Genomic DNA, 15,317 nt, shown 5'->3' with positions numbered 1-15,317 from the left:
GCCAACATTCTCTGCCTCAGTGAGATCCCCTGTGGGGGCGGGCTTGCTCGCGAAAGCGGCAGTCCAGTCACTGTTTTTGGCGGCTGACCCACCGCCATCGCAGGCAAGCCAGCTCCCACATTTGATTTGTGCTGGGCCAAAATCATCTGCTCCAGTGAGATCCCCTGTGGGAGCGGGCTTGCCCGCGATGGCGGCAGTTCAGTCACTGTTGCTGGCGGCTGACCCACCGCCATCGCAGGCAAGCCAGCTCCCACATTTGACTTGTGGTGGAGCCAACATTCTCTGCCTCAGTGAGATCCCCTGTGGGAGCTGGCTTGCTCGCGATGGCGGCAGTTCAGTCACTGTTTCTGGCGGCTGATCCACCGCTATCGCAGGCAAGCCAACTCCCACCTTTGATTTGTGGTGGGGCCAAAATTATCTGCCTGAGTGAGATTCCCTGTGGGAGCGGGCTTGCTCGCGAAAGCGGTAGTCCAGTTACTGTTTCTGGCGGCTGACCCACCGCCATCGCAGGCAAGCCAACTCCCACATTTTGGATCTACGTTTATCTTGGGGTTGCATCCAGCCTGACAAACCCGGGCTTGAGTCCGAATACCTCTACGCCTTGGGCGGTAGACTGGCCCGTGGTGACTGTCATCCGTTCCATCGGCTGGTCCATTGCCGCCCGGTACTCCACGCTCATGGTCCCGGCATCATGGCTGATCGCCTGGGCAGGCACGATGATCGCCTGGTCATTGTTGTAGGTCACGACGGTCAGGCGTGCGCTCATGCCCAGGCGGACCCTTTGCAGTTGTTTCTCGGTCAGTTTGGGAATCGACAGGGTCACCGGAAATTGCGCGCTGCCCTGGCTGTCATTGGCGATCGCCAGGCCGCTGACCACGCTGACCGAGCCGCTCAGGTGCTCGCCATCGAAACCGTCGCCCATGACTTCCACCGGCTGGCCCTGATGCAGCTGGTTGATATCCAGCTCCGAGACTTTGGCGACGATCTTCAGGCGTTCGATATTGGCCAGCCCGAACAACACCTGGCCCTGGCTGACCTTGCTGCCCGCCTGTACCGGCGCGTTGCTGTTGCCGCTGCCTTGCGGGGTGGCGCTGCCCGGTGGCGGCACGACGATCCCGGAAAACGGCGCCTTGACCTCCTGACCTTCGAGCAGTTTGCGCAGGGCGTCGTACTTGACCGTGGCGTTGGTCAATTCCATGTCTGCAATCTGCCGGTATTCACCCTTGCCCTGATCAAGGGCCTGTTGCAGTTCACTGCGGGCGGCGGTCAGGTCCAACTGTTGCTGCTGGGCCTGTTGCTTGAGGTCGTCCAGTTCGTTGCGTGGGATGATGCCGCGCTTGAACAGGTTCTCGCTCTCAACCAGTTTGCGCTGGGTGTTGTCGGCGCTCATTTGCGAGGTGCGCAGGCTGCGTCGGGCGCGGCTGACGGTGGGGCCGCTGTCCCAGTCCTGCATTTCCTGCACGGTCCGCCGGGCCTTGAGCTGGGCGGAGAGCGCTTCACGCAGTTGCACTTCGAGGGTGGCGGGGTCCATGCGTAACAGAACCTGGCCGGCTTCGACCCGTTGCCCCTGTTCCACCAGGTTGGCCTGCACATTGCCGTCGAAGGGGGCTGTCAGGGTGACGGTGGTGTCCGGTTCGATCTTGCCCACCAGGCCGATCTGGTGCACCAGGGCTTCGCGCTTGACCTCCAGCCATTGCTCGGCCGTGCCGGTCTGATCGGCGGCAGGCGTTGGGCGACTGAGCAGCGCGAATCCGCCAGCGCCCAGCAGTATCAGCAGTGCAACGCCCAGCAGGGCTTTTTTAGTAGTCATTGAGGGCGATTTCCCAACTTTCCAAGGTCATGCCCAGCGTCAGGTCGAGCTGGGTCTGGGCATTCAGGTAAGCAATCAGGGCATTGAGGCGGGCGTTTTCGGCGTTGCGCAAGTCCGCTTCGAAACTCAGCACCTGGAAGTTGGTGGAGCGCCCGGCGCCGAGCTTGTCCCGTTCGATCTCGATCTTGCGCCGGGACAGTTCCACCGCCCGCTGGGCAATTTCATACTGGCGCCAGCGGGTGCCAAGGTCGCGCACCACGTTATTGACGCTACGCTCCAGTTCCTGGCGCGCATCGGTGATCAGGATGGCCTGGTTCTCCACATTGACCCGTGCGCGCACTTCGGCCTGGCGGGTACTGATATCGCCGATGGGAATGCGCACCTGGACCCCGGCATAACTGTCCCAGCGCCGGTTGCTGGTACTGCCCGCGTCGTTGTCGGTGTTGGCGCGGATCTGATTGGCGCCGCCCACCAGGTCGACCTGCCAGCGCCCGGAATCCTTGGCCAGCACCAGGTTGAGGTCGGCCTGTTGGCTGCCCAGCAGCGCCGAAAGGTATTCGGGCTGCTGGTTCTGCGCCAGGTTAAAGGCCTCACGCTTGTCGATGTCCATGCGCGTGGCCTCCAGGGCTTCGGTGGCACGGATCGGGGTCGCCAGGTCCAGGGCCAGCAGGCGCAGCAACGCCAGGCGGCTCATGTCCAGTTGGTTCTGGGCTTCCTCGACCCCCAGTTGCTGGGAGGCGATGTCGGCCTCGGTCTGCACGATTTCGAACTCGGCCATGCGCCCGGCATTGATCAAGGCCTTATTCACGTCCAGTAGGGTATTGGAGCGCTTGAGGGCTTCCTGGGCGATGCTCAGTTGCTCCTGGGCACGCAGCAAGTCGCGGTAGGTGGCGATGATCTGGCTGATGGTCTGCGCGACGTTGGCCTTGAGGTTCAGGCGGTTGGCTTGCTCGGACAGGCGTGACAGCCGTAGCGGGGCGGTGGTGGCATCCCAGCCGGCGCCACGCATCAGTGGCTGGATGATGGCCAGGTCCAGGCCGTCGCTGCGGTAGCGCCCGGCATGGTTGGCGTTGTTCAGTTGCTGGGTCCAGCCCATGCTCAGGCGGGTGCCGTACTCGCCGAGCAAGCTGGTGGTGGGTGACAGGTTGGCATTGCGGGCGCGGTCGTCGCTGCCCTGGGTGGTGCGGTAGGCACTGTTGAGCACCAGCTTGGGGTTGAAGGCATCTTCGGCCACTCGCAAGTCGAACTTCTGCGCCACTCGTTGCAGGTAGGCGCTGCGAATCGCCGGGTTGTTGCGCAGGCCCAGGTACACCGCGTCGCCCAGGGTCAGGGTGGTGAGCTGGGCATTGAGCGAGACACTGTGCTCATAGCCGCTGCGGGTGGTGGTCGGCGCCGAAGGGCGGATCACGATATCGGCGGCCACGCAGGGCAGGCTCACCAGGGCAATCAGCCACAGCAGGGGTTTATTCATCGCGCAGGGCCTCCACCGGCTGCAAGCGTGACGCCGAGACTGCCGGGTAGATCCCGAAAAACAATCCCACCAGCAAGGTGCTGCCCACGCCCAGGGGCAGGGCCGACACCGCCAGGGAAAACTGCCAGCCCGACAGCCAGGCATAGAGATAGGCGGCCCCCATGCCCAGCACCGCGCCGCACAGGGCGCCGACGGCGGTGAGGGTCACGGCTTCGAGCAGGAACAGGTTGCGGATGTCGCGCTGGCGAGCGCCGAGGGCCATGCGGATGCCGATTTCCCGGCGGCGTTCCGAAACGTTCATCAGCATCACATTCATCACCCCGACCCCACCGCCCACCAGGGAGATGGCGCCCAGGGCCAGCAACAGATAGGCGAAGGTGCGGCTTTGCCGGGTCATGCCGTCGATCATTTGCTGGGGGATCTGGATCTCGACGGTGTGCTCGGTAAGTTGCGCGCCCAAGGCCTTGGTGGTCTCGACGGCGATGTGCTCCATGTCCTGGCCGGCTGCTGCGCGCAGGACCACGCTGCCAACCTGCGGCGAGGAATAGATACGGCGCATGCCGGCTGCCGGGATGAACAGTGACTCGTTGGTTTGCACCGGAATCAGCATCGACCGCGGCTGGTTCTGCAGGATGCCGATGACCAGGTACAGGTAGTCGTTGACCCGCACCCGGTCGCCCAGGCGCAGCGGGTCACCGGGCGCGCTTAACGCCTGGGCGATCTGGTCGCCGACCACCGCGTAGGTTTCGCCGCTGTCGAACTCGGACAGGAAGCGCCCTTCGCGCAGCGCCAGGCGCATCGCCTCCTTGAGGCCAGGGGTGCTGCCAATCAAGCCGGCGTTGGTGGTGCGGCCATGAAAGATCACCGGCCCGCTGAATGAGGAAATCGCGCCGATGTGGGCGATGCCCGGCACGGCCTGGCGTACGGCTTGTAGATCGAGGTGGGTGGGCATGTGCGCATTGCTGTTGCCTTTGGGCGGGAACTGCGCCACCAGGGTGTCGGTGCCCATGTCCTTGAAAATCATCGCGGCATCTTCGGCGGCGTTATGTCCGATATTGATCAGCGCGACTACCGATGAACTGCCGATGACGATCCCCAGCAGGGCCAGGATCGAGCGCTTACCCAGGGTGCGCAGGCTGACAAAGGCTTCATGCAACAACTGGCTCAGGCTCTGTTCGACCCGCAGGCTCATACGCACTCTGCCTCGTGGACCACGCCGTTGCGCACCAGGATCTGGCGATCCAGGCGTTCGGCGATATGCGGGTCGTGGGTGACGATGATCAGCGTGACGCCTTGATCGTGGTTCAGGGCCAGCAGCAGGTCCATGATGTCCTGGGCGGTGTGACTGTCGAGATTGCCGGTGGGTTCGTCGGCCAGAATCACCGCCGGTGCGCCCACCAGCGCGCGGGCAATCGCCACCCGCTGGCGCTGGCCACCGGACAGGTCGGCGGGGCGATGATGGGCCCGTTCGGCCAGCCCAACTTGCTCCAGCATATGCAGGGCCCGCGCCACCGACTCCTGGCGCGACACACCGCGATAGCCCAGGGGCAGGGCAACGTTGTCCAGGGCGCTGAGGCGCGGCAGCAGGTTGAAACTCTGGAACACAAAGCCGATCTGCTGGTTGCGGATCGCGGCCAGTTGATCCGGCGTGGCGTGGAAAATGTCATGGCCGGCGAAGTGATAGGCGCCGCAGTCGGGCAGGTCCAGCAGGCCGAGGATATTGAGCAGGGTACTTTTGCCGGAGCCCGAAGCTCCGAGAATGCCGCAGCTTTCTCCGCGGGTGATAGAGAGGCTGACGTCATTGAGAATGGCCAGGTGCTGTCCGGCCAATTGGTAGCTTTTGCCGATGCCTTGCAGAGAAATAAAGCCTGGGAGCGTTGGAGTATCTGTCATCATGACTACGCCTTGCGCTGCGGCTATCCGGCTTGCTCCTGAAAATCGTTGTAACATCTTCAGGGCCTGCGTCACGATTGCCAATAGCTGGTTTTTATTCTTTTTTTAAAAACATTGTTTGAATAGTAACTGTGATGCCACAGCTTCGCCAGCCACAGAAATAGAGCGGTTGTTCTGGTGGCAGAGCCTATACCGGTGGCAGGAAAACGCCTGGTCCTGCCCTGGGCAAGCCGTTTACAGGGCGAGCGGCAACGCGCTTGGATAGTATGGTGCAGTGTCACTACTTGCTTTCAAGCATCCGCCCCGGTATAAAAAATCAAATTTTTTTTTAAAACATATTTCCCCCGTGGAACTTATATGGTCGCGAAGAAACTCAGCGCTCCAAATGTAACCAAGACTCGACTGCTGGATGCGACAGAGGCTCTTTTCATCAAGTACGGCTACGACGCCGTGCTGTTGCGGCAAATCACCGAGAAGGCTCAGGTCAATCTCGCCGCAGTAAATTATCACTTCGGGGACAAGGACTCCCTGATGAAAACATTACTGATGCAACGCCTGGAGCCGCTCAACGAGCAGCGCCTGGAATTGCTCGCCCGGTGCGAGGCCGAGTCTGACGGCCCGCTCGACTGCGACACCTTGCTGGGTGTGCTGTTCGCCCCGGCCATGGGCCTGGAGCGCAGTGATCCGGCCAGCGGCGAGGGGCGGTCCTTTATTCGTTTCCTCGGGCGGGTCTACAGCGATACCTCACCGTTTATCCAGGAATACCTCAAGGTGCATTACCAGCCGGTGTTCCAGCGCTTCTTCGAAGCCTTCGCCCTGGCGTTGCCCGACCTGCCGCGCAATGAGCTGGGGGTGCGCCTGCAATTTGCCCTCAAGGCGATTTCCGGGGTGATGGCCGGGACCGAACTGCGCCTGCTGATGAACTCCATGAGCCTCGGGCGCCCGGCCACCGACGCCGAAGTCATGGCCAAGCTGATCACCCTGGTCTCGGCGGCCATTCGTGTGCCGCAGCAAAGCCCGGAAGCTGAAACGGCGCTGGCGCGGGTACTTGATACCCAGCGTGCGATTCGCGGCCAGTCGGCGCTGCCGGCAACCGGTAAAGTTGCGCGCTGAGCAAATCACGCGCAAAAAAAAGCCCGCTGGGGCGGCGGGCTTGATGTACAACGTTTGTAACGGATGAGGCTTCACAGTACGTCTGCGGATGTGAATAAAACGTGAAAAAAATGTGGATCCAATATTAAGTTGCAGCGTTTTTCAGATTTTCCATGCCTTGGCACTTTTCGCCAATCGGGCGTGCATCGCGTCGACATTTGCCGCCAGTTGCGCGGTCAATAACCGATAGCCATCCAACGCACTGTGCACTGGCGCCTCCAGGGCAGCTTGGGGATCAGGCGCAGCAAGGCTGGTTCGTTCCAAGCGTTGCGTGGCGCCGGATTGCAGGGCCCGCGCCATCCCGATCAACTGCACACGAATCTGCCGATGCTCCGCCTTGAGCGCCAGTTGCAAGCGTGCCATGGCCTGCTCATCCCGTGGGTCAGGGCGGGTATTGCCGAGAATTTCCAGGGTGCTGATGCACATCCGTAGATGGCGCTGGATCCCATCCAGCTCGGTCATGGAAATCCGCACTTCCTTGGACACCGACGGCATCAACGAACGCAGTTGCAACATCGCCGCATTCAAGCGATTGAGCAGCTTGAGGTGTTCGTCATCGGTGACCGACTGGCCACTGATGATCCGGCTGTAGATGGCGGCGCAGTCGCGCAGCGCGCTGGCCAGGTTGTAGCGCCAGGAGTACACGGCATACAGCGGCAGGGCGAAGGAAAACGCCAGGGCCAGGGCGATGCCGATCAGGATGTCGACGGTGCGCCACAGGCCATCGGACAGTGGGTTGTCCCCGTGGCCGGCGACGATAAACACGGTGATCCCCGACAGCAACGCGGTGTATCCACCCTTGCCGATGGCGTGATAGGAAAAAAAGCCACACACCACCGACATCAACAGGTAGGTCAACAAGGGTTGGCCCAGATAAGCCTGTTGCGCCACCAGCAGTAGGCCGACACTGGCCCCGATCAGCGTGCCATAGGCCCGCTCTACCGCTTTCTTGCCGATATTGCCGTGGTGCTGCAGGCCGCCAATCACCACCAGCATGGTCACCGAGGCCCATTCACCGTGGGGCAGGTTGATACCGGTGGTCAGCAGGATGGTCGCGAGCAGGCCGATGGACACCCGTACCGCGTGGATCAGTTTGGCATGACGATAACGGCGATAGGGGTCGAGCAGTGGCCGCAACAGGCGGCGGGCGAAGGGCGGCAGATTCATCGGGATTAAGAAGGCCTCATCGTTAGATGTTATGAGGTCCAATGTGGGAGCTGGCTTGCCTGCGATCGCATCACCTCGGAGTCACTGACACACCGAGGCACCTGCATCGCGGGCAAGCCCGCGCCTACATGGGAGCAGTTTAGAAAATATAGTCGGTGGTCAAAAAGCTCGACGCCCGGTCCCGAATGATATCGCTGATCAGTGCTTTGTTGCTGTCCTGGAACTTGGTTGCCACCAGGGTGCGGATCGAGAACACCCGCAGGGCGTCATGCACCGACAACGTGCCTTCGGCCGAGTTCTTGCGGCCATTGAACGGGAAGGTGTCCGGGCCGCGCTGGCATTGGGCGTTGATATTGATCCGGCCCACCTGGTTGGCGAAGGTGTCCACCAGGCGCCCGACTTGCGCCGGGTCGGTGCCGAAGATACTCAACTGTTGGCCGAAATCCGACTCCAGGACGTAGTCGATCACCGTGTCCAGGTCGCGGTAGGGCACGATCGGCACCACCGGGCCGAACTGCTCCTCGTGGTACACCCGCATCTGTGGGGTCACCGGGTACAGCACCGCCGGGTAGAAGAACGAGCCACGGCTGGCACCGCCATTGGCGTTCACTACCTTGGCCCCGTGTTGCGCCGCGTCGGCTACCAGACCGTTGAGGTAATCCACCTTGCCTGCTTCCGGCAGCGGCGTCAGCGACACACCTTCGTCCCAGGGCATTCCCGGTTTGAGGCTGGCGAGTTTGTGGTTGAACTTCTCGATAAAACGTTCGACCACGGCTTCATGCACAAACAGGATTTTCAACGCGGTACAGCGCTGGCCGTTGAACGACAGCGAGCCGGTGACCGCTTCGTTGACCGCGTTATCCAGGTCGACCTCAGGCAATACGATGCCGGGGTTCTTCGCATCCAGCCCCAGGGCTGCTCGCAAGCGATGTGGGCGCGGGTGCAGCTTCTTCAAGTCACTGGCTGCCTTGTTGGTGCCGATAAACGCAAAGATATCCACCTTGCCGCTGGCCATCAGCGCACTGACGGTCTCGCGGCCGCTGCCATAAATCACATTGATGACGCCGGCCGGGAAGCTGTCGCGGAAGGCCTCCAGCAATGGCCGGATCAACAGGACGCCGAGCTTGGCCGGCTTGAACACCACGGTGTTGCCCATGATCAGCGCCGGGATCAGTGTGGTGAAGGTTTCATTGAGCGGGTAGTTGTAGGGGCCCATGCACAGGGCGACGCCCATGGGCACGCGGCGGATCTGCCCGAGGGTGTCCTGTTCCAGCTCGAAGCGGCTGGAGCGGCGGTCCAGCTCCTTGAGGGCATTGATGGTGTCGGTGATGTAGTCGCAGGTGCGGTCGAATTCCTTCTGGGAATCCTTGAGGTTCTTGCCGATTTCCCACATCAGCAGTTTCACCACGGCATCGCGCTGTTCGCGCATGCGCCGCAAAAACGCCTCGACATGCTGGATACGCTCGACCACCCGCATCGTAGGCCATTGGCCCTGGCCACGGTCGTAGGCCCGAACTGCGGCGTCGAGGGCGAGCAGGGCGGTCTCGGCATCCAGCAGCGGCGTGCTGCCGATAATCACTGGGGTGTCGCCGTCGGCACCGGCCAACTGGACAGGGCTGCGCACCTGGGCCAACGGGCCGTTCCAGGTGCGTAACTGGCCGTCCACCAGATAGTCGCGTTGCTCGATGGGGGCGGCGAGGCGAAATTGTTCGGGAATGCCTTCGGCGGTCGGGAACAGATTGGCAAGCAGGTGAGTGGTGGTCATGTCGCTACCCCTGGAGTGGTTGCACAGCTTGAGTCAGAGATTCCCCCATCGGAGGGCTCTGTTGCAAGGCTTACACGCATTTCCCTACGCACACTGGGGCGCGGCGGGTAAACTACGCGGCTTTCTTGAAGGAGTTCATATGAGTCAGTACCAGCCGGGCATTCTTGCCGCACCGGTGCCGTTGCAGGCACGCCATCTGTTTTTCGCCATCGAGTCCATCGACGCCGTGCCGGCAGCGCTCGACGCGCTGGTGCAGTTGGTCGACTCGGCAGTGGTGGTGGGTTTGGGTGAGCCGCTGGTCAAGGCACTGGGCGCGCACATCGAAGGGCTGCGCAGTTTTGCGCCCATCTCGGCGCCGGGTGCCCACAACCCGTCCACCCAACAGGCGCTGTGGTGCTGGTTGCATGGCGAAGACCGTGGTGAGTTGCTGTTGCGCAGCCGGGCCTTTGAAAAAGCCCTGGCGCCGGGCTTTCGCCTGGTGCAGATGACTGAAGGTTTCCGCTATAAGACCGGCTTTGACCTGACCGACTACGAAGACGGCACCGAAAACCCCCATGACGACGCGGCCGTCGAAGCCGCCGTTGCCGGCAGTGGCGCCAGCTTTGCCGCAATCCAGCAATGGCAACACGACCTGGACGGTTTCGCCGCCTTGCCGGCCCAGGAGCGCGACCACATCATCGGGCGTCGCCATGGCGATAACGAAGAGCTGGACGACGCCCCCGAGTCCGCCCACGTCAAGCGCACCGCCCAGGAGAGCTTCACCCCCGAAGCCTTTGTGGTGCGCCGTTCCATGCCCTGGGCCGAAAATGGCCAGGCCGGGTTGATGTTCCTCGCGTTCGGCCACTCCTTTGACGCCTTTGAAGCTCAGTTGCGCCGCATGAGCGGCCTGGAAGACGGGATTGTCGATGGCCTGTACCGCATCAGCACACCGTTGACTGGTGGCTACTACTGGTGCCCGCCGCTCAAGGATGGGCGTCTGGACCTGGGCGCGATCTTCGCGGCCTGAGCCAAACGCTTGTAGGAGCCCACAAACGGGCTCCTATGAGGTCAGGCGCCGCGCATGGCTTCCAGCCACGCTGGATCCAGGCGCGTTTGTTCAGCCTTGATTCCCAGCGCCTTCATCTGCGCCTTATGTTTCTCGATCTCTCCGACCAGTTGCGCCTGGGCGCTGGAATTGGCGTCCAGTTCATGCATCTGCGTCAGCCCCAGGTGATAGAACCGCAGCAGCTTCATCGCCGTCGGGTCGTTGGCCTGGACCCGCTCGGTCACCTTGTGCATCACATTGGTCACCCGCATCAGGCTGCGCTTGAGCTGCCAGCCATAGATCGCCGGCGCCAGCCAGGCCTGTGACCAGAGCGGACCGCGTACGAGGGCGATAGTCAGCACTACGCCGGCCGCCACTCCCCCGATATTGAAACGAAAGTTGTCGCCGCCGGGCTCGCCAAACAGCATCACGGCCAGGCTCGACAGCAGCATGGCCAGGGCGATGAAGATCACCGCGACAATCAGCGTGCTGCGGCGGGTCTGCTGGCGATAGGTTTGCGGATCGACAGGTTTGATCTCAAACATGCGGGATGCAGTCTCCATGAACTAAGTAGGGGTATTGCGCGGCGCGGCATCTTCTCATGGTTTGTGGGTGGGCGTGAGAAAGTTGAACGATGGCAGCCGGGGTTTTCTCTAACGCATGTATGCATCGTCAGCAAAGCGAAGGAGATGACTGTGACTGAACAATCGAACAAGCCCGATGGCCCGCATTCGTCGGAACACGCCAGTGATCAGCACGATTTGGGGTTTGACCCAGACTCACCGGATGTGGCCGACCCGCAGGTCGACCCGGTCGGCCCGGCCATTGCGCCGTTGGACAAGAAGCACAAAGCCGGCAAGCAGCCGGCTTATGATCCCTTGGGCGATCTGAAACCATAACTTCACGCCCATCAGTGCAGGAGCTGGCAAACCAGCTCCTGCCGCAGCCCCTACAGGCGCTTGGGGGCGATCCAGGTGACGTCGGTGATGCCGTATTTCTCCGCCCATGGCCGCGTGGTCTTCTTGGTGCGCTCGTGGCCAGGACGGCCAATGCGCCCCACGTGGGCCACCCCGGCGTCACAGCTGGCCCAATGCCATGCCTCGGCGTTATTCATCACCTCCGCACGCACTACAAAAGACTTGGGCTCGCCATGCAGCCTGTATTGGATGGTGTAGATCGTTGCCGTGCCCATATTGCCTCCCTGTTTTGATATGGAGTTGATGCAATTAGGTTCAGAAAGGTTCAGAAAGTTTGCGCCCCATTCCTACGATCTATTGCCACAGATCAGTATTGGCAGCGGCAACGGTTACGGGTATTAGTGAAACCTTCGCCCGCGCCCAAGGATCGCGCCATGTCCCAGGATTCACCGAACCTGACCCACAGCCGCCTGTACCTGCAACGCCTGGGGTATGACAGCCCGCCAGCACCCACATTGGAAACCCTGGCGCAGTTGCAATTGCGCCATGTCTATACCTTCGCCTTCGAAAACCTCTCGGTGTTGGCGCAACTGCCAGTGCCCCTTGATCTGGCCAGCATCGAGCAAAAAGTCCTGTTCGACGGGCGGGGAGGTTATTGCTACGAACTGAACCAGATGTTCCTGGCCTTGTTGCAAGAGCTGGGCTTCGATGCTCGGGGCATCACCGGTCGAGTAGTCATAGGCGGGCCGCCTGATGCCCACACCCCGCGTACCCATCGCCTGAGCCTGGTGACCCTGGCGGGTGTGCGCTACATCAGCGATGTCGCGTTTGGTGGCATGGTGCCAAGCAGCCCGTTGCAGCTGGACAATCTGGCGCCACAGGCCACGGCCCATGAACCCTATCGCCTGACCTTGAAGGACGGCAGCTACACCCTGTGGGCCCAGGTTGGCGAGGAATGGCGAGGGCTGTACGTGTTCGACCTGCAGCCGCAGTCGCACTTCGACTATGAACTGGGCAACTGGTATGTCTCGACCCACCCCGATTCGCCGTTCATCAAACAGTTGAAAGTGGCGCTGATCGGGCCCGGCCTGCGGCGTACGTTAAACAACGGCAACTACGCCGTTCATCACGTGGGCGGTGACAGCGAAAAACGCTCGATCACCGACGTCGACCAATTGCTGGAACTGCTGCGTGAAGCGTTTGGTTTACGCGTGCCCAAGCACCCACAGCTACGCCCGCGACTGGCGCAACTATTGGCCGATAGCTGATAGGCCTACTCTGGAAGGCCTGATCCAGAGCCTTCGCTGAAGCGTTTTACCTCCAACTCCAAGGCAAATTAAATCGAACCTTTTGCAAAACAGGGGGTTCGAACCGTTTCTTGAATAATTTGCCCACCTAAAAAAGGAGATGTAAAACGATGTCCAAACTATTCGGAAAAATCCTCAAGAACTCCTCGGTCCTGGCCTTGGTTGCCGCACCGGCGATGGTATTCGCTGCGCCGTCCACCGATCCGATTTCCACCTTCGGTATCCTCGGCAGCTACAACGACTTCAAGCTTGAAGGCGGTAGCGAAAGCGACAAGGACCATATGCCGGAAGCCGGCCTGTTCTATAACTTTGGCAACAAGCTGACTGCCGAATCCGGCTTTATCTATCAGGCCGGCGTGGACGCCAAGTTTGGCAAGAAAAGCGACAACAAACTCAAGGAGGGCCAGGCCGACCTCGACCTGGGCTGGCGCGCCGCGCTGGATGCGCGCAACTTTGTCGACGTGCTGGTCGGCGGTGGCTACAGCTGGACCCGTTATGAGCCGGACTCTGGCGACTACGACATGAAACTCACCAACAAGTCGCCGTTTGCCAAGGCGGCGGTGGGTTACAACCATCAGTTCGACAGCATGACCATGCGCGTCGAAGTGGGCGCCCGCCATACCATTGACGGCCGCGCCAAGCTCAAGGTTGACGGCATTGGCAGCGACACCGTGGACCTCAAGGACCGCACCAATCCCTACGCCGAAGTCAGCTTGCTGATGAACCAGAACGGCGACCTGCCGGTGATGGCGGGCCTGTACTACACCCGTACCGAGTACAAGCTCGACGCGGACTCCGAAGTGGCCGATAACACCAAGCTCAAGCGCGATGAGTACGGCTTCAAGGTCGGTCTGGCTTTCTAAGCCGGCTATTGCGGGCGCCGGCGTTCTGTAATGGAGCGCCGGTCGCCCGACCCTGTCCGCCCAAGCCCCCCTTTGTGTCCCCCAATACCCTCAACGCCGCGCCGTCCCTGACTTAGTGTGAACCCAGCTGTTCATACTAAAAAAGAGAGGCTGGCTATGTGGTCTACGACCTCCCGCCGCATGGGTTTGCTGCTGGCCTTGCTTGGCCTGCTGGCCGCCTGTGACGACAAACCGCAACATCCCCCGCAGCCTGCCACGGCAAGCAACGCCATGCCTGCCGACCCGGCGCTGGCCCAGCTCTACGACACCAGTTGCAAACTGTGTCACGCCAACCCTGCCTCCGGCGCGCCGTTGACCGGCGACAGCCAGGCCTGGAGCCCGCGTGTTGCCCTGGGCGCGGACACCCTGCTGGACCACACCCTCAACGGCTACAACGGCATGCCGCCGATGGGCCTGTGCATGCAGTGTTCCGAGGACCAGTTCCTGGGGCTGATCAGTTTTATGGCCGGTGTTCATATCCAATAACAACAATGGGGTAGGTAATGGTGCTTTCACGCAGGCAACTGTTGCAGCGCTCGGCGGTGGCCGGCGCATTTCTGGCAATCAGCAGTAACCCGGCGCTGGCCCAATTGGCCCGGGCGCCGCGCTTGATCCCCTGGCGCAATTGGTCGGGCGCTCAAAGCTGCCTGCCCCTTGAGCGGCTGGCGCCCAAGGACCTGGGGGAGTTGGTGCAGATCATTCGCCAGGCACCGGGCAAGATCCGCCCGGTGGGCTCGGGCCATTCATTCAGTGCCCTGGTACCGACAGATGGCACATTACTGTCACTGAGTTTTTTCAATGGCTTGCTCGAGCACGATGCCAGCAGTCTGCAAGCCACCTTCGCCGCCGGCACGCCCATGTCACGCATGGGGCCGGCGCTCAAGGCTGTCGGCCAGGCCCTGCCGAACATGGCGGACATCGACTATCAGACCCTGGCCGGCGCCATTTCCACCTCGACCCATGGCACCGGGGTTGGGTTTACCTCGTACTCAGCCGGTGTCACCGGCCTGCAACTGGTGACGGCCGACGGCGAGGTGCTGGACTGCGACGCCGGGCGTGAGCGCGAGTTGTTCAACGCCGCACGGGTGTCGCTGGGCGCGCTCGGCGTGACCACCCGCGTGCGCATGCAAAACCGCACCCCTTACCGTCTGCGTGAGCGCCAATGGATAGCGCCGACCGAAGAGCTGTTGGAGGATGTGGCGAACAACACCCGCGAGAACCAGCATTGGGAGATGCTGGTGGTGACACATTCCGACTACGCGCTGTCCATCGCCCTCAACGAAACCACCGACGCGCCAACCCCGCCAATCGACCCGGCAGAGGCGGGCGGCAATGAGTTTGTGTCGATTATCGAGAACCTCGACAAATATGCCAGCGACTTCCCCGCAACCCGCCGCACGCTGCTGAACAGCCTGCGCTATTTCGCCAGTTTCCAGGACCGTGTGGCTGAATCGTTCGAGGTCTACGCCAACGTGCGCAATGTGCGGTTCAACGAGATGGAGTATTCGGTGCCCGCCGAACACGGTCCGGCCTGCCTGCGGGAAATCCTCAAGCTGATCCGCGAAAAAGACCTGCGCACCTGGTTTCCCATCGAGTACCGCTACGTCAAGGCTGACGATATTCCCTTGAGCATGTTTGAAGGCCGCGACAGCTGTTCGATCTCGGTGCACCAGCACTACACCATGGACCATCACAACTTTTTTGCCGCGATCGAGCCCATCTTCTGGAAATACGCCGGCCGGCCGCACTGGGGCAAATTGCATACCCTCAATGCCCGCGCCCTGCAGGCCCTGTATCCGCGTTGGAACGAGTTCGCGCGGGTGCGCCAGGCCCTGGACCCCGGCGGCAAATTCCTTAATGCACACCTGTCATCAATCCTGGGAGTAGCCTGATGAACCGCAGACACTTC

General features: G+C 61.6%; 15 protein-coding genes. 7 read left to right on the top strand and 8 right to left on the bottom strand.

The window, feature by feature from the left end:
• Window positions 1-541: 541 nt before the first annotated feature.
• From HBO24_RS02535 to HBO24_RS02520, 4 genes are read right to left on the bottom strand one after another with little or no spacing between them, the layout of a single operon-like run.
• Window positions 542-1,810 (bottom strand): HlyD family efflux transporter periplasmic adaptor subunit, encoded by a 1,269-nt coding sequence (locus HBO24_RS02535; protein ID WP_057436942.1) that lies wholly within the window; start codon window positions 1,808-1,810, stop codon window positions 542-544.
• Window positions 1,800-3,281, bottom strand: a complete 1,482-nt coding sequence (locus HBO24_RS02530; RefSeq protein WP_057959328.1) for a TolC family protein — start codon at window positions 3,279-3,281, stop codon at window positions 1,800-1,802. The genes HBO24_RS02535 and HBO24_RS02530 overlap by 11 nt, the downstream gene beginning before the upstream one ends.
• Window positions 3,274-4,473 (bottom strand): ABC transporter permease, encoded by a 1,200-nt coding sequence (locus HBO24_RS02525; RefSeq protein WP_169960650.1) that lies wholly within the window; start codon window positions 4,471-4,473, stop codon window positions 3,274-3,276. Before HBO24_RS02525 ends, HBO24_RS02530 begins: the two co-directional genes overlap by 8 nt.
• The gene (locus tag HBO24_RS02520; protein WP_115128368.1) at window positions 4,470-5,177 is read right to left on the bottom strand and encodes an ABC transporter ATP-binding protein; all 708 of its coding nucleotides are present in this window, start codon (window positions 5,175-5,177) and stop codon (window positions 4,470-4,472) included. The genes HBO24_RS02525 and HBO24_RS02520 overlap by 4 nt, the downstream gene beginning before the upstream one ends.
• A 354-nt stretch (window positions 5,178-5,531) precedes the next feature.
• Between HBO24_RS02520 and HBO24_RS02515 the strand changes: the two genes are divergently transcribed.
• Complete coding sequence (locus HBO24_RS02515; protein WP_057445041.1) at window positions 5,532-6,287, top strand: TetR/AcrR family transcriptional regulator; 756 nt, start codon at window positions 5,532-5,534, stop codon at window positions 6,285-6,287.
• A 141-nt stretch (window positions 6,288-6,428) separates the two neighbouring features.
• Here HBO24_RS02515 and HBO24_RS02510 read toward each other — a convergent pair whose 3' ends face one another.
• Together HBO24_RS02510 and HBO24_RS02505 are read right to left on the bottom strand one after the other, a co-directional pair.
• Window positions 6,429-7,493 (bottom strand): FUSC family protein, encoded by a 1,065-nt coding sequence (locus HBO24_RS02510; protein WP_057436936.1) that lies wholly within the window; start codon window positions 7,491-7,493, stop codon window positions 6,429-6,431.
• Between the two features lie 139 nt (window positions 7,494-7,632).
• Window positions 7,633-9,258 (bottom strand): NADP-dependent glyceraldehyde-3-phosphate dehydrogenase, encoded by a 1,626-nt coding sequence (locus tag HBO24_RS02505; RefSeq protein WP_115128367.1) that lies wholly within the window; start codon window positions 9,256-9,258, stop codon window positions 7,633-7,635.
• A 139-nt stretch (window positions 9,259-9,397) separates the two neighbouring features.
• Here HBO24_RS02505 and HBO24_RS02500 point away from each other — a divergent pair, with 139 nt between their 5' ends.
• Window positions 9,398-10,264: a Dyp-type peroxidase gene (locus HBO24_RS02500; protein ID WP_057959333.1), complete on the top strand. Its 867-nt coding sequence runs from the start codon at window positions 9,398-9,400 to the stop codon at window positions 10,262-10,264.
• A gap of 41 nt (window positions 10,265-10,305) precedes the next feature.
• Here the strand turns inward: HBO24_RS02500 and HBO24_RS02495 are convergent, their stop codons facing one another.
• Window positions 10,306-10,827: a DUF3087 domain-containing protein gene (locus HBO24_RS02495; protein ID WP_057959334.1), complete on the bottom strand. Its 522-nt coding sequence runs from the start codon at window positions 10,825-10,827 to the stop codon at window positions 10,306-10,308.
• A gap of 150 nt (window positions 10,828-10,977) precedes the next feature.
• On the opposite strand from HBO24_RS02495, the gene HBO24_RS02490 reads away from it, so the two are divergent.
• Complete coding sequence (locus HBO24_RS02490; protein WP_232544792.1) at window positions 10,978-11,181, top strand: DUF6021 family protein; 204 nt, start codon at window positions 10,978-10,980, stop codon at window positions 11,179-11,181.
• A 50-nt stretch (window positions 11,182-11,231) separates the two neighbouring features.
• Here the strand turns inward: HBO24_RS02490 and HBO24_RS02485 are convergent, their stop codons facing one another.
• Complete coding sequence (locus tag HBO24_RS02485; protein WP_057436926.1) at window positions 11,232-11,474, bottom strand: DUF6555 family protein; 243 nt, start codon at window positions 11,472-11,474, stop codon at window positions 11,232-11,234.
• A gap of 159 nt (window positions 11,475-11,633) precedes the next feature.
• Here HBO24_RS02485 and HBO24_RS02480 point away from each other — a divergent pair, with 159 nt between their 5' ends.
• The 4 genes from HBO24_RS02480 to HBO24_RS02465 all read left to right on the top strand — a co-directional run bounded on the left by HBO24_RS02480 (window position 11,634) and on the right by HBO24_RS02465 (window position 15,300).
• Window positions 11,634-12,467 carry an arylamine N-acetyltransferase gene (locus tag HBO24_RS02480; RefSeq protein WP_170059246.1) on the top strand — a complete coding sequence of 278 codons (834 nt, stop codon included), beginning with the start codon at window positions 11,634-11,636 and terminating at the stop codon, window positions 12,465-12,467.
• Between the two features lie 149 nt (window positions 12,468-12,616).
• Entirely contained in the window at window positions 12,617-13,369 is a 753-nt protein-coding gene (locus HBO24_RS02475; RefSeq protein ID WP_057436922.1) for an outer membrane beta-barrel protein, read from the top strand.
• Between the two features lie 156 nt (window positions 13,370-13,525).
• Window positions 13,526-13,894, top strand: coding sequence for a c-type cytochrome (locus tag HBO24_RS02470; protein ID WP_115128364.1), 369 nt, complete (start codon window positions 13,526-13,528; stop codon window positions 13,892-13,894).
• Between the two features lie 77 nt (window positions 13,895-13,971).
• Window positions 13,972-15,300, top strand: coding sequence for a D-arabinono-1,4-lactone oxidase (locus HBO24_RS02465; RefSeq protein ID WP_169960698.1), 1,329 nt, complete (start codon window positions 13,972-13,974; stop codon window positions 15,298-15,300).
• Window positions 15,301-15,317 lie beyond the last annotated feature (17 nt).

The organism is Pseudomonas sp. WS 5410, from assembly GCF_012985645.1.
In the GTDB taxonomy this organism is placed as follows: Bacteria; Pseudomonadota; Gammaproteobacteria; order Pseudomonadales; family Pseudomonadaceae; genus Aquipseudomonas; species Aquipseudomonas shahriarae.
The sequence above is the reverse complement of the archived record's forward strand: the minus strand, read 5'-3'. Positions and strand labels throughout refer to the sequence as shown.